The organism is Kitasatospora sp. NPDC058243, from assembly GCF_042882025.1.
GTDB lineage: Bacteria > Actinomycetota > Actinomycetes > Streptomycetales > Streptomycetaceae > Kitasatospora.
On record NZ_JBHVWW010000114.1, the window covers coordinates 1 to 14,835 of the forward strand.

Below are 14,835 nucleotides of genomic sequence, written 5' to 3' on the forward strand. Positions count from 1 at the left end.
GGATGGCCCACCCTCCTCCCCAAACACACCATCCCCAACCAACACACCAAAGCCACCCACAACGCCCTCACCAACCTCAACCACCAACTCACACGGGCCACAGACACCCCATAGCCACCCGCCAACAGCAGGCTCGACACCCGGGCCCAGCGCCCGTTCTGCCCCTCGTGCCCGACCTTCGGCTCGCGCACAGACCGCCCGCTCATCGCCAACTCCCGTGAAGTCGACCGCGGGAGCTGGCGAACCGGGCCACCCGTCGAAACCGCCCCGCGACGGGCGCGATCCGGGACCTGCCCTTCGAGGAGCGCGCGCAGCCCTTCGCCCATCGCTCCGACTGCTCCTGACAGCCGCCCCACTCCGCGTCCTGCCGGCCCCGCGTGAACAACGCCCGCCCCAGGCCTACCGACTGTCACCCCGGCCCGGCACAATCACCCGTATGACGATCACCACGAGCGCGCCGCCCCCGCGCAGTACTCCGGTCGCTCTCGCCCGCAGCTTCCTGACGGGTGCCGTGATCGGGGGTTCGCTGGCCGCGCTCGTCGTCGGTGTGGTCGTCGAGAAGGTGCCCTTGTTCATCGGGGGTTTGGGGTTGCCCATCGCCTACGGCCTGTTGCTCCTCCTCGCCGGGGCGCCACGGCGGGCCCGGGAGGCGGAGGTCGTGCCCCGAACGGCGCTCGCGGTGATCGAGAGCCTGCGCGCCATTGGGGGTGAGACGAGCGACGTGCCGGTGCGGTTCGATCTCACCGTCGTACCGGACGACGAGCCTGCCTACCGCGTCGGGATCACTCAGGACATCAACCTGGTCGACCTCCCCGACTACCGGCCGCGCGGCGTCCTGGTGGTGAAGTATCCACCGGACAGGCCGTGGCGGGTGAGGATCGTGAAGCGGCCGACCCCGGAGTGGGAGGAGCGGGCGGCCGGCGCTCAGCTGGATTCGGCTCCCGAGTCGACCATGGTGACCGAGCCTTCCGAGGGCCGTTCGACCGGTTTCGTCGGGCTCTTCGGCCTGCTGCTCGCCGCGGCTGCCGTGGTCTTCCTGTTCCGCGTGGACCTGTTCGAGCAGCAGGACTCCGCCTCCCCGGCGCCGACGGTCACTTCGACGTGGTCGACCACGGTGGTGTCGTCCGGGACCGGGACGGTCTCTCTCGGGCCGGACCAGTCGTTCCTCGACGACGGCGAACTACGCAAGGCCATCAACTCCCTTACCGAGGGGAAGGATCCGCGCCAGGCGATCACCGTCTTCGCGCAGGACCGCGTGCTGTCGGTCGTGTTCTCCCCGAGCGGCACGAAGGCCCCCCAGTTCGATCCGCTCTCCCTGCCCTACGAGCGGTTCCCGGCCCTGGTCAAGGAGGCCGAAACGACGCTCGGCGTCCACTCCCCGACGTCCTGGCAGATCACTGCCGACCATCTCGCCGGCTCCCTCACGATCAGGGTCGGCGTGACCGGGCCCGAGGGCAGTGCCTCGCTGGAGGCGAACGGTGAGGGCCAGGTAGTGCGACGAGCCCCGGCACGCTGATCACCCGCGCCTCACCCGCACTCGACGCGCTTCGACACGGCGGGTTGCCACAGCAGCGAACGAACCCCGGCAGACCGTACCCGGAGGACAGGAGGAGGACTCATGGGCTGGCACGACTATCTGGCGCTCTGGTGCGGGGTGTTCGGCACGTTGGCACTGCTGGGGTACGGGCGGTCGCTGGCGGGGGCGACCCGGGCCCAGCGGACGGTCCGGGTGATGGGGCGGATCGAGCGGGTGCAGGAGCCGCGGCACGGAGGTTCCGAGGGGGACGGCATAGCGGTCGTCGTCACCTTCCAAGACCCCTCCACCGGGCAGGAGTTCACCGTGACGAACGACGGCGACTGCGGCGACCGGATCAACACCGCCTGGACGGGCCGGGAGATCGGGATCCGCTATCCACCCGGAAGACCGCACGCCTTCCGGTTCACCGACGACCTCTGGGCCGGCCGCTACGGGCTCGGCTGGCCGAACTTCGCGGTGTTCCTGATCTGCGTCGGGCTGGTGGTCGTCGCCGCGGTCGACTGGGGCTGGCCGTGGGCCCTGATCGGTGTCGGCGCGCCGTGGAGCGTGTTCCTCGCGTGCTCCCTGCCCCAGGAGGTCCGCCAGGCGCGGAGCCGGTTCGACACCCTGGCCGCGATGGTTCCCGTTCCGGGCCGTGTGGTCGCCGTCGTCAGGAGCGTCCGCACCGACGAGGACGGCTACACCTCCACCAGCCAGACGCCGGTGGTCGCCTTCACCACCCACGAGGGCGCGGCCGTCACCGCGTACTGCTTTTCAGGCCTGCCGGACCCCACCAACTCGTACGGCCGGAACGTCACGATCCACTACTCCCCCGCCGACCCGGCCGACTTCACCCCGGACCTCGCGGCCGCACAGCGGTCCTGGAGGAGCGGAGTCACCAGCGGCATCGTGGGCGTTCTCGTCACGGCGTCGGCGGCAGTCGCGGGAGCGGTCCTGCTCTGACACCCAACGGCCATCGCCCGGCCTCGACCGGCACAGATGCCACGAACGGTCGCCAGTCACGGGGCCGGTCCCGGAGCCGTCGTCGGCCTGCGGCATCCTGGCCCGATGAATGAACCGAGGGCCCAGTGGGTCAACACGACACATGACTGGTCGAGCGCCGTCGATACGGATCATCTGGCGCACATCAGGCAGAACCCGGCAGAGTTCGCTCCGGGCGGACCGTGGCACCTCGCCCTGGAAGTCCTCGGCTATGCGGCCGACGAAGCATCAGGAAACGGCAGCGGGCGCTGCGTCCTCGTTCTCCACACCGACAGCTCCCTGTCCGTCAGGGACAACGGGCGGGGCACCGACACCCGGGTGGACGAGCAGGGCCGGAGCGTGAAGAAGCCCGTCATGGCGACGAAGGACCTTCGGTTCTTCGACTCCCCGCAGGCCGAAGTGCTGCCCGACGGTCATCCCCGGCGCGGCATGTCCGTCGTCGCAGCGCTCAGCGACTGGCTCGTCCACACCAACCGCCGTCTCAACGGGGCCTGGACCCAGCGCTACGAACTCGGCGTCCCCGTCACCGGATTGGAGCCCGTCGAGGTGGACGGCACGACCGGGACACTGGTCCACTTCAAGCCGGGCACACCGGTGGGCTCGCTCACCACCCCGACGGCAGACGACCTGACACGCCTGGCCGCAACCTGGCCGCAGTTGGAGGTCCAGCTCGACGACCGGCGTGGGCCGCACTGACATCCGAGCCGTCCGAGACACCCGACCGGCAGCTGTCCGAGCTCCCCCATGCCGGGTCCTCCCGCGTCTCAGGTCAGGCTCGCGGCCTGTTCCCCTGCCTTCCGGGGCGTCCTCTCGCGGCGCGGCAGCAGCAACGGGGTGGCGAGGAGGAGGATTCCCGCGGCGGCGATCGCGGTGCGGGGGCTGGTGGTGGCGGCCAGCAGGCCCCACAGCGCGGTGAGGGCCGCGATGGCGGCACTGCTGCTGATCGACCATGCGGCGAGGGTGCGGGCGAGCTTGTCGGGGTCGATCTGTTCGAGCCGGTGGGTGGCCAGCAGCGGATTGAACAGGCCGCAGCAGGTGACCAGGCCGAGCTGGACGGTGACGATCAGGACGATCCCGGGGGCGCCGGGCTGGACGAACGCCAGCCCGATGGGCCAGCACGCGCGCAGCACTCCGGCGGTGAGCAGCGTCCGGTGCTGTCCGAAGCGCGTCGCGAGCGGGCGGGCGAGGCGTGAGCCGAGCAGGCCGCCGACGCAGGGGGAGGCGAACACGAGGCCGTACTGCCAGGGTGCGTAGCCGAGGTGGCCGAGGAGGAGTACGGCCATCAGCGGTTCCGCGGCCATGATCAGGCCGTTGACCGCGATCGCGTTGAGGAACAGCGGGCGCAGTGTGGGGTGGGTGAGGATGTGGCGCCACCCTTCGAGCAGGTCCCCGGCGCGCAGCCGCGGTGCGCCGGTCGGCGCGGGGTGCGGTTCGGTGCCGCCGATGGCGCGGATGCCGAGGGCCGAGAGCAGGTAGCTGAGGGCGTCGGCGACCACGGTCACCACCGGGCCGAACACTCCGATGGCGGCCCCGCCGAGCGGTGGCCCGACCGTGGTGGCGGTCCAGGTCGTCGATTCGAACCGGCTGTTCGCGACGAGCAGGTCCTGGGGCGGCACGAGCGTCTTGAGGTACGCGCCGCTGGCGGCCTTGAAGGCGATGTCGGCCGCGGCGGTGACGACGGAGACGACGAGGAGCTGGGCGAAGCTGAGCCGGCCGAGCACGAACGCGGCGGGGACGCTCAGCAGCACCGCGAACCGGGTCAGGTCCATCGCCATCATGACCGGCCGTTTGCGCCGGAACTCCATCCACGGACCGAGCGGCACGGCGACCAGGGCGCCCACAGCCCGTCCTGCGGCGGCCAGCAGCGCCACCTGGGTCGGTCCGGAGTGCAGCACGACGATCGCGAGGAGGGGGAACGCGCCGAATCCGAGTCCCGAGCCGTAGGAGCTCACCGCGAACGCCGCCCACAGCCATCCGAACCGCCGCCCCAGTACCCGCCGCCCATTCATACCCGTACGCCTCTCGCCGATCCGAACAACCACCCGCTGACCACCGGCATCAAAGCGGATGGCGAATGGCGGGATCAAACAACTGATCCGCCGGGAGGGCACAACCATCCGTTGTGTGGACACGATGGCCGGCGTGGATCTCGACGCTGTGCGCGTCGGCGTCGGCGGCGACGGCTTCGGCTTCGACCCGCTGCCGTTGTGGGAGCGTGCCGGAGGCACCGGCACGACGAGTGCGCGGTGCCTCCGGGCCGGGCGGGTGGGGTCAGGCGCGGACCAGGGCCCAGGCGCCGAGGCCGCTGCACCCGCCGGCACTGTACGTGGTGGCGCGGAAGCCGGCCGGGATGGGCGAGCCCGGGCAGGTCCACAGGCCGACGCGCGCGAGGTTGTGCCGCCAGGACCCGACGCCGTTGCAGCCGTTGCGGATGTAGTCGGTGATGACGTAGCCGCTGACGACCGGCGATCCGCCGCAGGTCCAGATCCCGTCCTTGGGGAGGTTGTGCCGCCAGGAGCCGATGCCGTTGCAGCCGGTCTGGATGTGGTCGGTGATGACGTACCCGGGGACGATCGGCGAGCCCGAACAGGTCCAGATCCCGTCCTTGACCGGTTCCTGGTACCAGGAACCGGAGCCGTTGCAGCCGGTCCGGTCGTAGATGGTGATGACCCATCCGGACTGGACGGGCGCGCCGGAGCAGGCCCACTTGCCGGGGCCGCCCCAGCCGGCCGGCTGGGCCGCCGCACTCGACGTCCCGGCGGCGGTGCCCGCGAGGACGAAGGCCGCGATCAGCGCGAGGGCGCCCAGGGTGGCGCCGACTCCCCTGCGGACGACGGCAGTTGTCAGGTGCTTCCACAAGTGGCGGTCAGACATGGTCAATTCACTCCAGTCCAAGCGGCGGGCAGCACGATGCGGCCCGTTGACGGGGGAACCCGGGATGGGACGGCCACACCCTACGGGGAGGAAGTGTGCACAACATGTGCCGATCGCATGAACAGGCAATCTTGGCCCAAAGTCGCCCTGCGCACGGGAGCCCGTCCGGTCGGGGCGGTGGAAGCCGCGGTGTGGAAGCCCTGCGGGGAGGCCGCTCGGTCGATGCCGGAAGCGCCTGCGCCTGGCACCCGCAGGTCAGTCGGAGCAGAATCACGTCCATGTTCACGACCAATCGCCTGACGATACGCCAGTGGCAGCCCGAGGACCGCGAGCGGGCACTCGACATCTACTCCCGCTGGGAGGTGACGCAGTGGCTGGGCCGCGATCCCCGCACCCTGGAAAACCTCACTGACGCCGAGGCGGCGATCGAACGCTTCCGCTCCCGCTCGGCCGACCCGCGCTTCGGCACCTGGGCGGCGGAACGGAAGGACACCGGCGTGGTCGCCGGCTCCGTCCTGCTCATCCCGATCCCGGACGGCGACGGAGAGGTCGAGGTCGGCTGGCACCTCCATCCGGACAGCTGGGGGCAGGGCTACGCCACCGAGGCCGCGCAGGGCGCCGTGGCCAAGGGATTCGCGGACGGCCTGGCCGAGATCCACGCGGTGGTCCGGCCGGACAACCGGCCGTCGCTGGCCGTCTGCCACCGGCTCGGCATGACCGCGCTGGGCCGCACCACCCGCTGGTACGGCATGGAGTTGGAGGCGTTCCGACTCACCCCCTGACGGGGGGTCCGGGCGAGGACAGCCCGTTCGGCTCGCCCGTCGCCCGGGCGGGCCGGTCCGCCGGAGCCCGGCACCGATTCGGTGACGGGTGGTCAGGTGAGGTCAGTCCCGGGGATCGTCCCGTTCCCGTGTCACTATCTGAGCGTATTCAGCCCGGATAGGCCGGTTCGCCCCCTTGAGAAGGACTTCGCATGCGTCGTCGCACGACCCACCCCGTCTTGACCGCAGCCGTCGCGCTGGCCCTCGTGCCGCTCGCCGGCTGCACCGGTGTGGGCAGCGACGCTGCCGCTCCGGCGGTCGCCGCACCTCCCCCGCCGGAGCAGGCGTTCGGCCCGAACTGCGCCGCGCTGCCGGCCGACGGCCCCGGGAGCCTGGCCTCGATGGGCGGCATCCCGGTGCTGTCCGCGATCGACCAGACCAAGGACCTCACCTCGATGTCCTCGCTGATCAAGACGGCCAAGGCCAAGGACGTCTTCGACTCGATGGACAACGTCACCGTCTTCGCCCCGAACGACGCGGCCTTCGCCAAGCTGCCGGAGGACCAGAAGAAGGCCCTGGGCGCCCAGCCCGGCGCGAGCGACCTGCTGCGCCGCCTGATCGTGGTCCGGGACCTGCGGAAGGCCGATCTGGCGGACAAGTCCTACACCTCGCTGCAGGGTGCGGTGATCAAGGCGACCGGCAGCGGGGACGACTACCGGATCGGCGGTGCGCAGGTGGTGTGCGGCAGCATCCGGACGGCGAACGCGCGGCTGGCGGTGCTGGACCAGGTGCCGGCGTTCGGCTGAACGCGCTGAGCGCACTGATCGAGCGGGGACGTCGACACACGGGTCGGGGTGGGTGCTCCCCACCCCGACCCGTCGTTCCGGGCGGGTCTCCGACCGGAGTCCTCCGGGGCAGGAGCAGCGACTCCGTCGCCGCCCGCGAGACCCGGCCGAGGCCTCCTCATAGGCCAATAGCAGGGATTCGCACGTAATGATCAGATGACACGGTCGCGAGTGACCGCTGCCTACCGTGACGTCGGTTATTCCTGGTCGCGCACGCGTGCTGACGCGTGATCGCGAGAGGAGGCGCCGGTGCGTCCGGTGCGGTCGTTGGTCGACGGTCCAGTGTCCATGCTGCTGCGTGGCGTCCTCGCGCTGCTGTGCCTGGTGCCGCAAGGAGGGTTCGCCCTCGCCGCCTCCGTGCACCCGCAGCGAACCGCCCCGGGCCTCGTCGAACGGAACCGCGCCCAGGTCTCCTGCACGCCGTCCGCCACCAACACCAACTGCGTCCGCTTCACCTACAGCGGCGGCGACCAGACCTTCACCGTGCCCGCCGGGGTGAGCAGCGTCTACGCCCGCGTCTTCGGCGCCGGCGGCGCCGGGTCCCCCCGTCCCTATTACACCGGCCAGTACGGCGGCGGTGGCGGCGGCTACACCACCGGCACCCTCGCCGTGACGCCCGGCCAGCGGCTCACCGTCACCTCCGGGCAGGGCGGCGTGATGAACAGCACCAGCCCGACGTACGGCGGCGGCGGCGCCGGCGGCCAGGGATTCACGAACGCCGCCGGCGCCAGCGCGACCGGCGGCAGCGGCGGCGGGCTGAGCGCCGTGTGGAACGGCACCTACGGAACCACCCCGCTGCTCATCGCCGGTGGCGGCGGCGGTTCCTCGCCCGGCGCCGACGCCACCACCCCGGCCGCCGGTGGCGGCGGCGGCACCAACGGCGGCCAGGACAACCAGCCCGCCGCCTCCGGCCGGGGCGGCACCCAGACCGCGGGCGGCGCGGCAGCCACCCAGACGGCCTGCGCGGCAGCGACCGCCGGCAACCAGTACCAGGGCGGCAGCGGCGCCAACAACAGCGGCTACGAAGGTGGTGGCGGCGGCGGTGGCGGCTACTACGGCGGTGGCGGCGGCGCCTGCCAGCGCTCCGGCACCCTGGACCCCAACGGCATGGGTGGCGGCGGCTCCGGCTACAACCGGGGCACCGGCGTCACCAACACCCAGACCTCCAACGGCACCAACAGCACCGGCAACGGCCAGGGCGGCACCTCGGGCGGCCGCACCGACACCCAGTACGTGCGCGGCATCGGCGACGGCGGCGGCTACTCCAACGGCGGAAACGGCGAGGTCGTCATCGAGTGGCAGACCACGGTCGGCCTGTCCATCACCAAGACCGCCGACAAGGCCGGCTACGTCCCCGGCCAGCCGCTGACCTACACCATCACCGTCCGCAACGCCGGCCCCGCGCCCGCCGTCGACGCGGCCGTCCGCGACGCCCTGCCGTCCGCACTCTCGGGCTTCACCTGGACCTGCTCGGCCGCCACCGCGAACAGCGCCTGCGGCACGTCGAGCGGCTCGGGCAGCCTCGACACCACGGCCACCATCGCGGCCAACGACAGCGTCACCTACACGGTCACCGGCACCGTCCCTCCCTCGACCACCGGGACGCTCACCAACACCGCCACGGTCACCCGCCCCTCGGCGAGCACCGACCCCAACTGCGGTCCGACCTGCTCCACCACCCTCGACACGCCGTCGCAGCCGACCACCGGACTGTCCGTCACCAAGACACCGGACAAGAACCCGTACATCCCCGGCCAGCCGCTCACCTACACGATCGTGGTGAAGAACAGCGGCCCCTCCGACGCCACCGGAGTGAGCGTCAGGGACACACTGCCCGCCTCCGTCCAGAACTTCACCTGGACCTGCACGGCCGCCAGTGGAAGCAGCTGCGGCAGCGCCGCGTCGGGCACCGGGAACATCAACACCACCGTCAACATCGCGGCCGGCGGCCAGGTCACCTACACCCTCACCGGCACCGTCCCGGCCGACGCCACCGGTGCGCTGGACAACCGCGCCACCGTCACCCCTCCGGGCGGCGCCACCGACCCGGGCTGCACCCCGAACTGCACCAGCACCGCGAACCCGATCCCGCCGGGCGGACAAGCCACCCTGGGCATCTCCAAGGTCCTGCTCACCAACCCGGTGGTGCCCGGACAGCAGATCCAGTGGCGGATCACGGTGACCAACAGCGGCCCGTCGCGGGCCCGCAACGTCGTGGTCAGCGACACCGTGCCCAGCGGAGTGACCGGCGCCTCCATGACGGCCGACACCGGCGGCACCAACTGCCCCATCAGCAACGGGACTGCCACCTGCCCGGCTGTCGAGATCCCCGTCGGCGGCTCGCTCTCCTGGACACTCACCGGCACGCTGTCGCCCGACGCCACCACCTCCCCCACCAACACCACCACGGTCACCGGAGGCCCCGACCCGGCGACCCCGACGCGTACGGCGGTGGCCTCGCCGACCGCCACTCCGTCGCCGCAGGCAAACCTGACGGTGTCGAAGGCGCTGCTGACGAGCCCGGTGGTGCCCGGACAGCAGGTGCAGTGGCAGGTGACAGTCACCAACAACGGGCCCTCGCGCGCCCGCAACGTCGTGGTGACGGACACGGTCCCCAGCGGAGTGACCAGCGCGTCGATGAAGGCCGACGCCGATAGCACCAACTGCCCGATCAGCAACGGGACAGCAACCTGCCCCGCCGTCGAGATCCCCGTCGGCGGCTCACTCACCTGGACACTCACCGGCACCCTCGACGCCAACGCGACCACCACACCCACCAACACCGTGACCGTCACCGGCGGCCCCGACCCCGCGACCCCGACCCACACCGCCATGGCCTCCCCCACAGCATCCCCCTCCGAGCAGGCGAGCCTGACGGTGTCGAAGGCGCTGCTCACGAACCCGGTGGTGCCCGGGCAGCAGATCCAGTGGCAGGTGACAGTCACCAACAACGGGCCCTCGCGCGCCCGCAACGTCGTGGTGACGGACGCGGTCCCCAGCGGAGTGACCGGCGCGTCGATGAAGGCCGACGCCGATAGCACCAACTGCCCGATCACCAACGGGACAGCAACCTGCCCCGCCGTCGAGATCCCCGTCGGCGGCTCACTCACCTGGACACTCACCGGCACCCTCAGCCCGAACGCCACGACGACACCGTCCAACACGGCGACGGTGACGGGCGGTCCCGACCCGGCCACCCCGACGCACACCGCCGTCGCGACCCCGTCCGGCTCGCCGTCACCGCAGGCGAGCCTGACCGTTTCCAAGGTGCTCGTCACCAACCCGGTCGTGCCCGGACAGCAGATCCAATGGCAGGTCAGCGTCACCAACAACGGCCCCAGCGAAGCCCGCAACGTCATCGTCACCGACCAGGTACCAACCGGCGTGACCAACGCCAGCATGACGGCCGCAGACGGCACAACGTGCCCCATCACCAACGGCACCGCCACCTGCCCGGGGGTGGACATCCCCGTCGGTCAAACACTCACCTGGACACTCACCGGCACCCTCGGCCCTGATGCCACGACGACACCGTCCAACACCGCCATCGTGACCGGCGGACCCGACCCCACCACACCCACCCACACCGCCGTCGCCTCACCTACCAACTCGCCCTCACCGCAGGCCAGCCTCACGGTCTCGAAGACGCTGCTCACCAACCCAGTCGTACCCGGACAGCAGATCCAGTGGCAGGTAGCCGTCACCAACAACGGACCGAGCACCGCCCAGAATGTGGTGGTGTCCGACCAGGTGCCGGCCGGTGTCACAGCTGCCTCGATGAAGGCTGACGCCGACGGCACCAACTGCCCGATCACCAACGGCACCGCCACCTGCCCAGGAGCGAACATCCCGGCCGGCCAGACACGCACCTGGACACTGACGGGCACCCTCGACCCCAACGCGGCCACCACACCCACCAACACCGCCACCGTCACCGGCGGCCCCGACCCCGCGACACCCACACACACCGCAGTCGCCTCACCAACCAACTCGCCTTCGCCGCAGGCGAGCCTGACCGTTTCCAAGGTGCTCGTCACCAACCCGGTCGTGCCCGGACAGCAGATCCAATGGCAGGTCAGCGTCACCAACAACGGCCCCAGCGAAGCCCGCAACGTCATCGTCACCGACCAGGTACCAACCGGCGTGACCAACGCCAGCATGACGGCTACGGACGGCACTACCTGCCCGATCGCCAACGGGACAGCCACCTGCCCGGCCGTCCAGATCCCCGTCGGCCAAACGCTGAAGTGGACCCTCACCGGCACCCTCAGCCCCAACGCGACGAACACGCCCACCAACACCGCCACCGTGACCGGCGGCCCCGACCCCACCACACCCACCCACACCGCCGTCGCCTCGCCGACCACCACCCCCTCAGGACAGGCCAGCCTGACGGTGTCGAAGGTGCTGCTCACCAACCCGGTCGTGCCCGGACAGCAGATCCAGTGGCGGATCACCGTGACCGACAACGGACCGAGCACGGCCCGGAACGTGGTCGTCACCGATACCGTCCCTGACGGCGTCGCGAACCCGTCCCTGGCCCGGGACACGGACGGCAGCCTCTGCCCGATCACCGGGAACCGGGCGACCTGTCCGGCCATCGAGCTCGCCGTCGGCCAGTCGGAGTCGTACACCCTCACCGGCACCCTGGCCTCGGACGCGACCACCACGCCCACCAACACCGCCATCGTGACCGGCGGCCCGGACCCGGCGACGCCCACGCACACCGCCGTCGCGACCCCGTCCGTCTCGCCCTCTCCGCAGGCCAGCCTCACGCTCTCCAAGGTGCTGGTCACCGGTTCCGTGGTGCCGGGCGGCCCGATCCAGTGGCGGGTGACGGTCACCAACAACGGCCCCTCCCGGGCACGGAACGTGGTCGTCACCGACACCATCCCGGCCGGCGTCCTGGACCCGACCATGGCTGCGGACGCCGACGACACCCCGTGCCCGATCACCGGGAACCAGGCGATCTGCCCCGCCATCGAGCTCGCCGTCGGCCAGTCGGAGTCGTACACCCTCACCGGCACGTTCGACCCGAACGCGACCACCACGCCGACCAACACCGCGACCGCCACGGGTGGTCCCGACCCGGCCACTCCGACACACACCGCCGTCGCGACCCCGTCCGGTTCGCCGGCCCCGCGGGCGGACCTGTCGATCGCCAAGGTGCTGCTGACGAGCCCGGTGGTGCCGGGCGGCCCGATCCAGTGGCGGGTGACGGTGACCAACAACGGCCCCTCCCGGGCACGGAACGTGGTCGTCACCGACACCGTCCCGGCGGAGGTCCACAATCCGGCCGTGACCGCCGACGCCGACGGCACGCCGTGTCCGATCGCCGGCAACACGGCGACCTGTCCGGCCATCGAGATCCCGGCCGACGGCACCGCCTCCTACACCGTCACCGGCACGCTCGACGCCGCCGCGACCAGCACGCCCGTGAACGTCGCCTCCGTCTCCGGCGGCCCGGACCCCAACCCGTCGAACAACACGGCGACGGCGACTCCCACGGAGACGGCCCAGCCGCAGGCGAACCTGACCGTGACGAAGATCCTGCTCACCGACCCGGTGGTGCCCGGCCAGCCGATCTCGTGGCGGGTCGCCGTCACCAACCGGGGGCCGTCGACCGCCCGCAACGTGGTCGTCAGCGACCGGATCCCGGACCAGGTGGTCGGCGCCGTGATGACCGTGGACGCCACGGGCTCGTCCTGCCCGGTCAGCACCGGCACGGCGACGTGCCCGGCGGTGGAGATCCCGGTCGGCGCGACTTCGACCTTCACCCTCACCGGCATGCTCGCCCAGGACGCCACGGCCGTGCCCGGGAACACCGCGACCGTCACCGGCGGCCCGGACCCGGCCACGCCCACACACACGGCGGTCGCCAGCCCCACCGGCGCCGTCATCCCGCAGGCGAACCTGACGCTCGGCAAGGTGCTGGTGACGAACCCGGTGGTGCCCGGGCAGCAGATCCAGTGGCGGGTCACCGTCACGAACAACGGTCCTTCGCGGGCCCGGAACGTCGTCGTCACGGACCGGATCCCGGCGGGAGTGTCGAGCCCGACCATGACGTCCGAGACCGACGGGGCCGCCTGCCCGGTCTCGGGCAGCGTCGCAACCTGCCCGGCCATCGAGCTGGAGGTCGGTCAGTCGCACAGCTACAGCCTGAGCGGCGTCCTCGACCCCAACGCCACGGTCACTCCCACCAACGGCGCCACCGTCACCGGCGGCCCCGACCCCACGGCCTCCTCGCACACCGCCGTGGCCTCGCCCACCGGCTCCCCGTCGCCGCAGGCGAACCTGACCGCCTCCAAGATCCTGCTCACCGATCCGGTGGTGCCGGGTGGCCCGATCCGGTGGCGGGTGACGGTCACCAACCACGGTCCTTCGCGGGCCCGGAACGTCGTGGTCACCGACCGGATCCCGGACGGCGTCGACAACCCCGCGATGGCCGACGACACGAGCGGGGCCAGCTGCGCCATCGCCGCCGGCGTCGCCACCTGCCCGGCGGTCGAGATCCCCGCCGGGGGCACCGCGAGCTGGACGCTCACCGGCACGCTCGACCCCGCGGCCACCAGCACACCGGTGAACACCGCGGTCGTCACCGGCGGGCCCGACCCCGCCACACCCACCCACACCGCCGTGGCCTCACCGACCTCCTCACCGTCCCAGCAGGCCCGTCTGACGGTGTCGAAGGTGCTGCTGACGAGCCCGGTGGTGCCTGGGCAGCAGATCCAGTGGCGGGTGTCGGTCACCAACAACGGCCCCAGCCAGGCGCGGGACGTGGTCGTCACCGACCGGGTGCCCGGCGGGGTGTCCGGCGCCTCGCTGACCTCGGATTCCGATGGCGCCGTCTGCCCCGTCACGGCCGGGGTCGCCACCTGCCCCGCCGTCCAGATCCCGGTCGGCGCCACCCACTCGTGGACGCTCACCGGCACGCTCGACCCCGCGGCCACCAGCACACCGGTGAACACGGCGGTCGTCACCGGCGGGCCCGACCCCGCCACACCCACCCACACCGCGGTCGCCTCACCGACCGGTCCGCCCTCCCAGCAGGCCCGTCTGACGGTCTCCAAGGTGTTGCTGACCTCCCCGGTCGTGGCCGGCGGGCCGATCTCCTGGCGGGTCGGCGTCACCAACGACGGCCCCTCGCGGGCCCGCAACGTCGTGGTCACCGACCGGTTCCCGCAGCAGGTGGACCACCCGGTTCTGACCGCCGACGCCGACGGCACGCCCTGCCCTGACACCGGCGGTGTCGCCACGTGCCCGGCCATCGACCTGGCCGTCGGCGCCACCGCGACCTACACCCTCAGCGGGACCCTCTCACCGGACGCGACGGAGGTGCCGGTGAACTCCGCCGTCGTCACCGGCGGCCCCGACCCGGCCACGCCCACGCACACGGCCGTGGCCACCCCGACGGAGCCGATCACCGTCCGGCACGACCTGCACCTCGCCAAGCAGGTCTCCCCGGCCAAGCCCGGCCCCGGTGACAAGGTCACCTACACCGTCACCGCCACGAACCGCACCAGCGGCACCTACCACGGCGCCGTCGTCGTCGACGACTTCACCGGCGTCCTGGACGCCGCCGACTACGACGGTGACGCCCACGCCACCATCGGCCGGATCTCCTACAGCCCGCCGCGCCTGACCTGGACCCTCGACCTCCGCCCCGGAGCCACCGAGACCCTCGTCTACACCTTCACCGTCAAGTCCGACGCCGGCGGCAAGCGCCTCGACAACCGGGTCGTCTCGCTCGGCGACGGCAGCAACTGCCCCGCTTCGGCGAACCGGTCGCTCCGCTCCGCGCGGGAGGTGCCGGAGCCGTCGGCGACCACCGGTGGAC

Annotated in this window: 8 protein-coding genes; 6 read left to right on the plus strand and 2 right to left on the minus strand. The window is 71.8% G+C overall.

From position 1 onward, the window contains the following. The first annotated feature begins 436 nt into the window (after positions 1–436). The 3 genes from ACFVX9_RS38580 (at position 437) to ACFVX9_RS38590 (ending at position 3,214) form a co-directional block, all read left to right on the plus strand. Complete coding sequence (locus ACFVX9_RS38580) at positions 437–1,516, plus strand: hypothetical protein (RefSeq protein ID WP_387986841.1); 1,080 nt, start codon at positions 437–439, stop codon at positions 1,514–1,516. 102 nt (positions 1,517–1,618) lie between these two features. Then, positions 1,619–2,479, plus strand: a complete 861-nt coding sequence (locus ACFVX9_RS38585) for a DUF3592 domain-containing protein (RefSeq protein ID WP_387986845.1) — start codon at positions 1,619–1,621, stop codon at positions 2,477–2,479. 105 nt (positions 2,480–2,584) lie between these two features. After that, the gene (locus ACFVX9_RS38590; RefSeq protein WP_380377845.1) at positions 2,585–3,214 is read left to right on the plus strand and encodes an ATP-binding protein; all 630 of its coding nucleotides are present in this window, start codon (positions 2,585–2,587) and stop codon (positions 3,212–3,214) included. 68 nt (positions 3,215–3,282) lie between these two features. Here the strand turns inward: ACFVX9_RS38590 and ACFVX9_RS38595 are convergent, their stop codons facing one another. Beyond that, complete coding sequence (locus tag ACFVX9_RS38595) at positions 3,283–4,527, minus strand: MFS transporter (RefSeq protein ID WP_387986850.1); 1,245 nt, start codon at positions 4,525–4,527, stop codon at positions 3,283–3,285. A 262-nt stretch (positions 4,528–4,789) separates the two neighbouring features. Then, complete coding sequence (locus ACFVX9_RS38600) at positions 4,790–5,392, minus strand: hypothetical protein (protein WP_387986853.1); 603 nt, start codon at positions 5,390–5,392, stop codon at positions 4,790–4,792. A gap of 278 nt (positions 5,393–5,670) precedes the next feature. Between ACFVX9_RS38600 and ACFVX9_RS38605 the strand changes: the two genes are divergently transcribed. The 3 genes from ACFVX9_RS38605 to ACFVX9_RS38615 form a co-directional block, all read left to right on the plus strand. After that, on the plus strand, positions 5,671–6,174 hold the full coding sequence (locus tag ACFVX9_RS38605; RefSeq protein WP_063350778.1) for a GNAT family N-acetyltransferase: 504 nt from the start codon (positions 5,671–5,673) through the stop codon (positions 6,172–6,174). 191 nt (positions 6,175–6,365) lie between these two features. Beyond that, on the plus strand, positions 6,366–6,959 hold the full coding sequence (locus ACFVX9_RS38610; protein ID WP_387986856.1) for a fasciclin domain-containing protein: 594 nt from the start codon (positions 6,366–6,368) through the stop codon (positions 6,957–6,959). Between the two features lie 327 nt (positions 6,960–7,286). Next, positions 7,287–14,835 (plus strand): hypothetical protein (locus ACFVX9_RS38615; protein ID WP_387986859.1); only part of this gene is annotated, 7,549 nt, incomplete at its 3' end.

Coding starts and splice junctions, on each gene's coding strand:
- ACFVX9_RS38600 (WP_387986853.1), bottom strand. CDS start 5,392: ATGTCTGACCGCCACTTGTGGAAGCACCTGACAACTGCCGTCGTCCGC.
- ACFVX9_RS38585 (WP_387986845.1), top strand. CDS start 1,619: ATGGGCTGGCACGACTATCTGGCGCTCTGGTGCGGGGTGTTCGGCACG.
- ACFVX9_RS38590 (WP_380377845.1), top strand. CDS start 2,585: ATGAATGAACCGAGGGCCCAGTGGGTCAACACGACACATGACTGGTCG.
- ACFVX9_RS38580 (WP_387986841.1), top strand. CDS start 437: ATGACGATCACCACGAGCGCGCCGCCCCCGCGCAGTACTCCGGTCGCT.
- ACFVX9_RS38595 (WP_387986850.1), bottom strand. CDS start 4,527: ATGAATGGGCGGCGGGTACTGGGGCGGCGGTTCGGATGGCTGTGGGCG.
- ACFVX9_RS38610 (WP_387986856.1), top strand. CDS start 6,366: ATGCGTCGTCGCACGACCCACCCCGTCTTGACCGCAGCCGTCGCGCTG.
- ACFVX9_RS38605 (WP_063350778.1), top strand. CDS start 5,671: ATGTTCACGACCAATCGCCTGACGATACGCCAGTGGCAGCCCGAGGAC.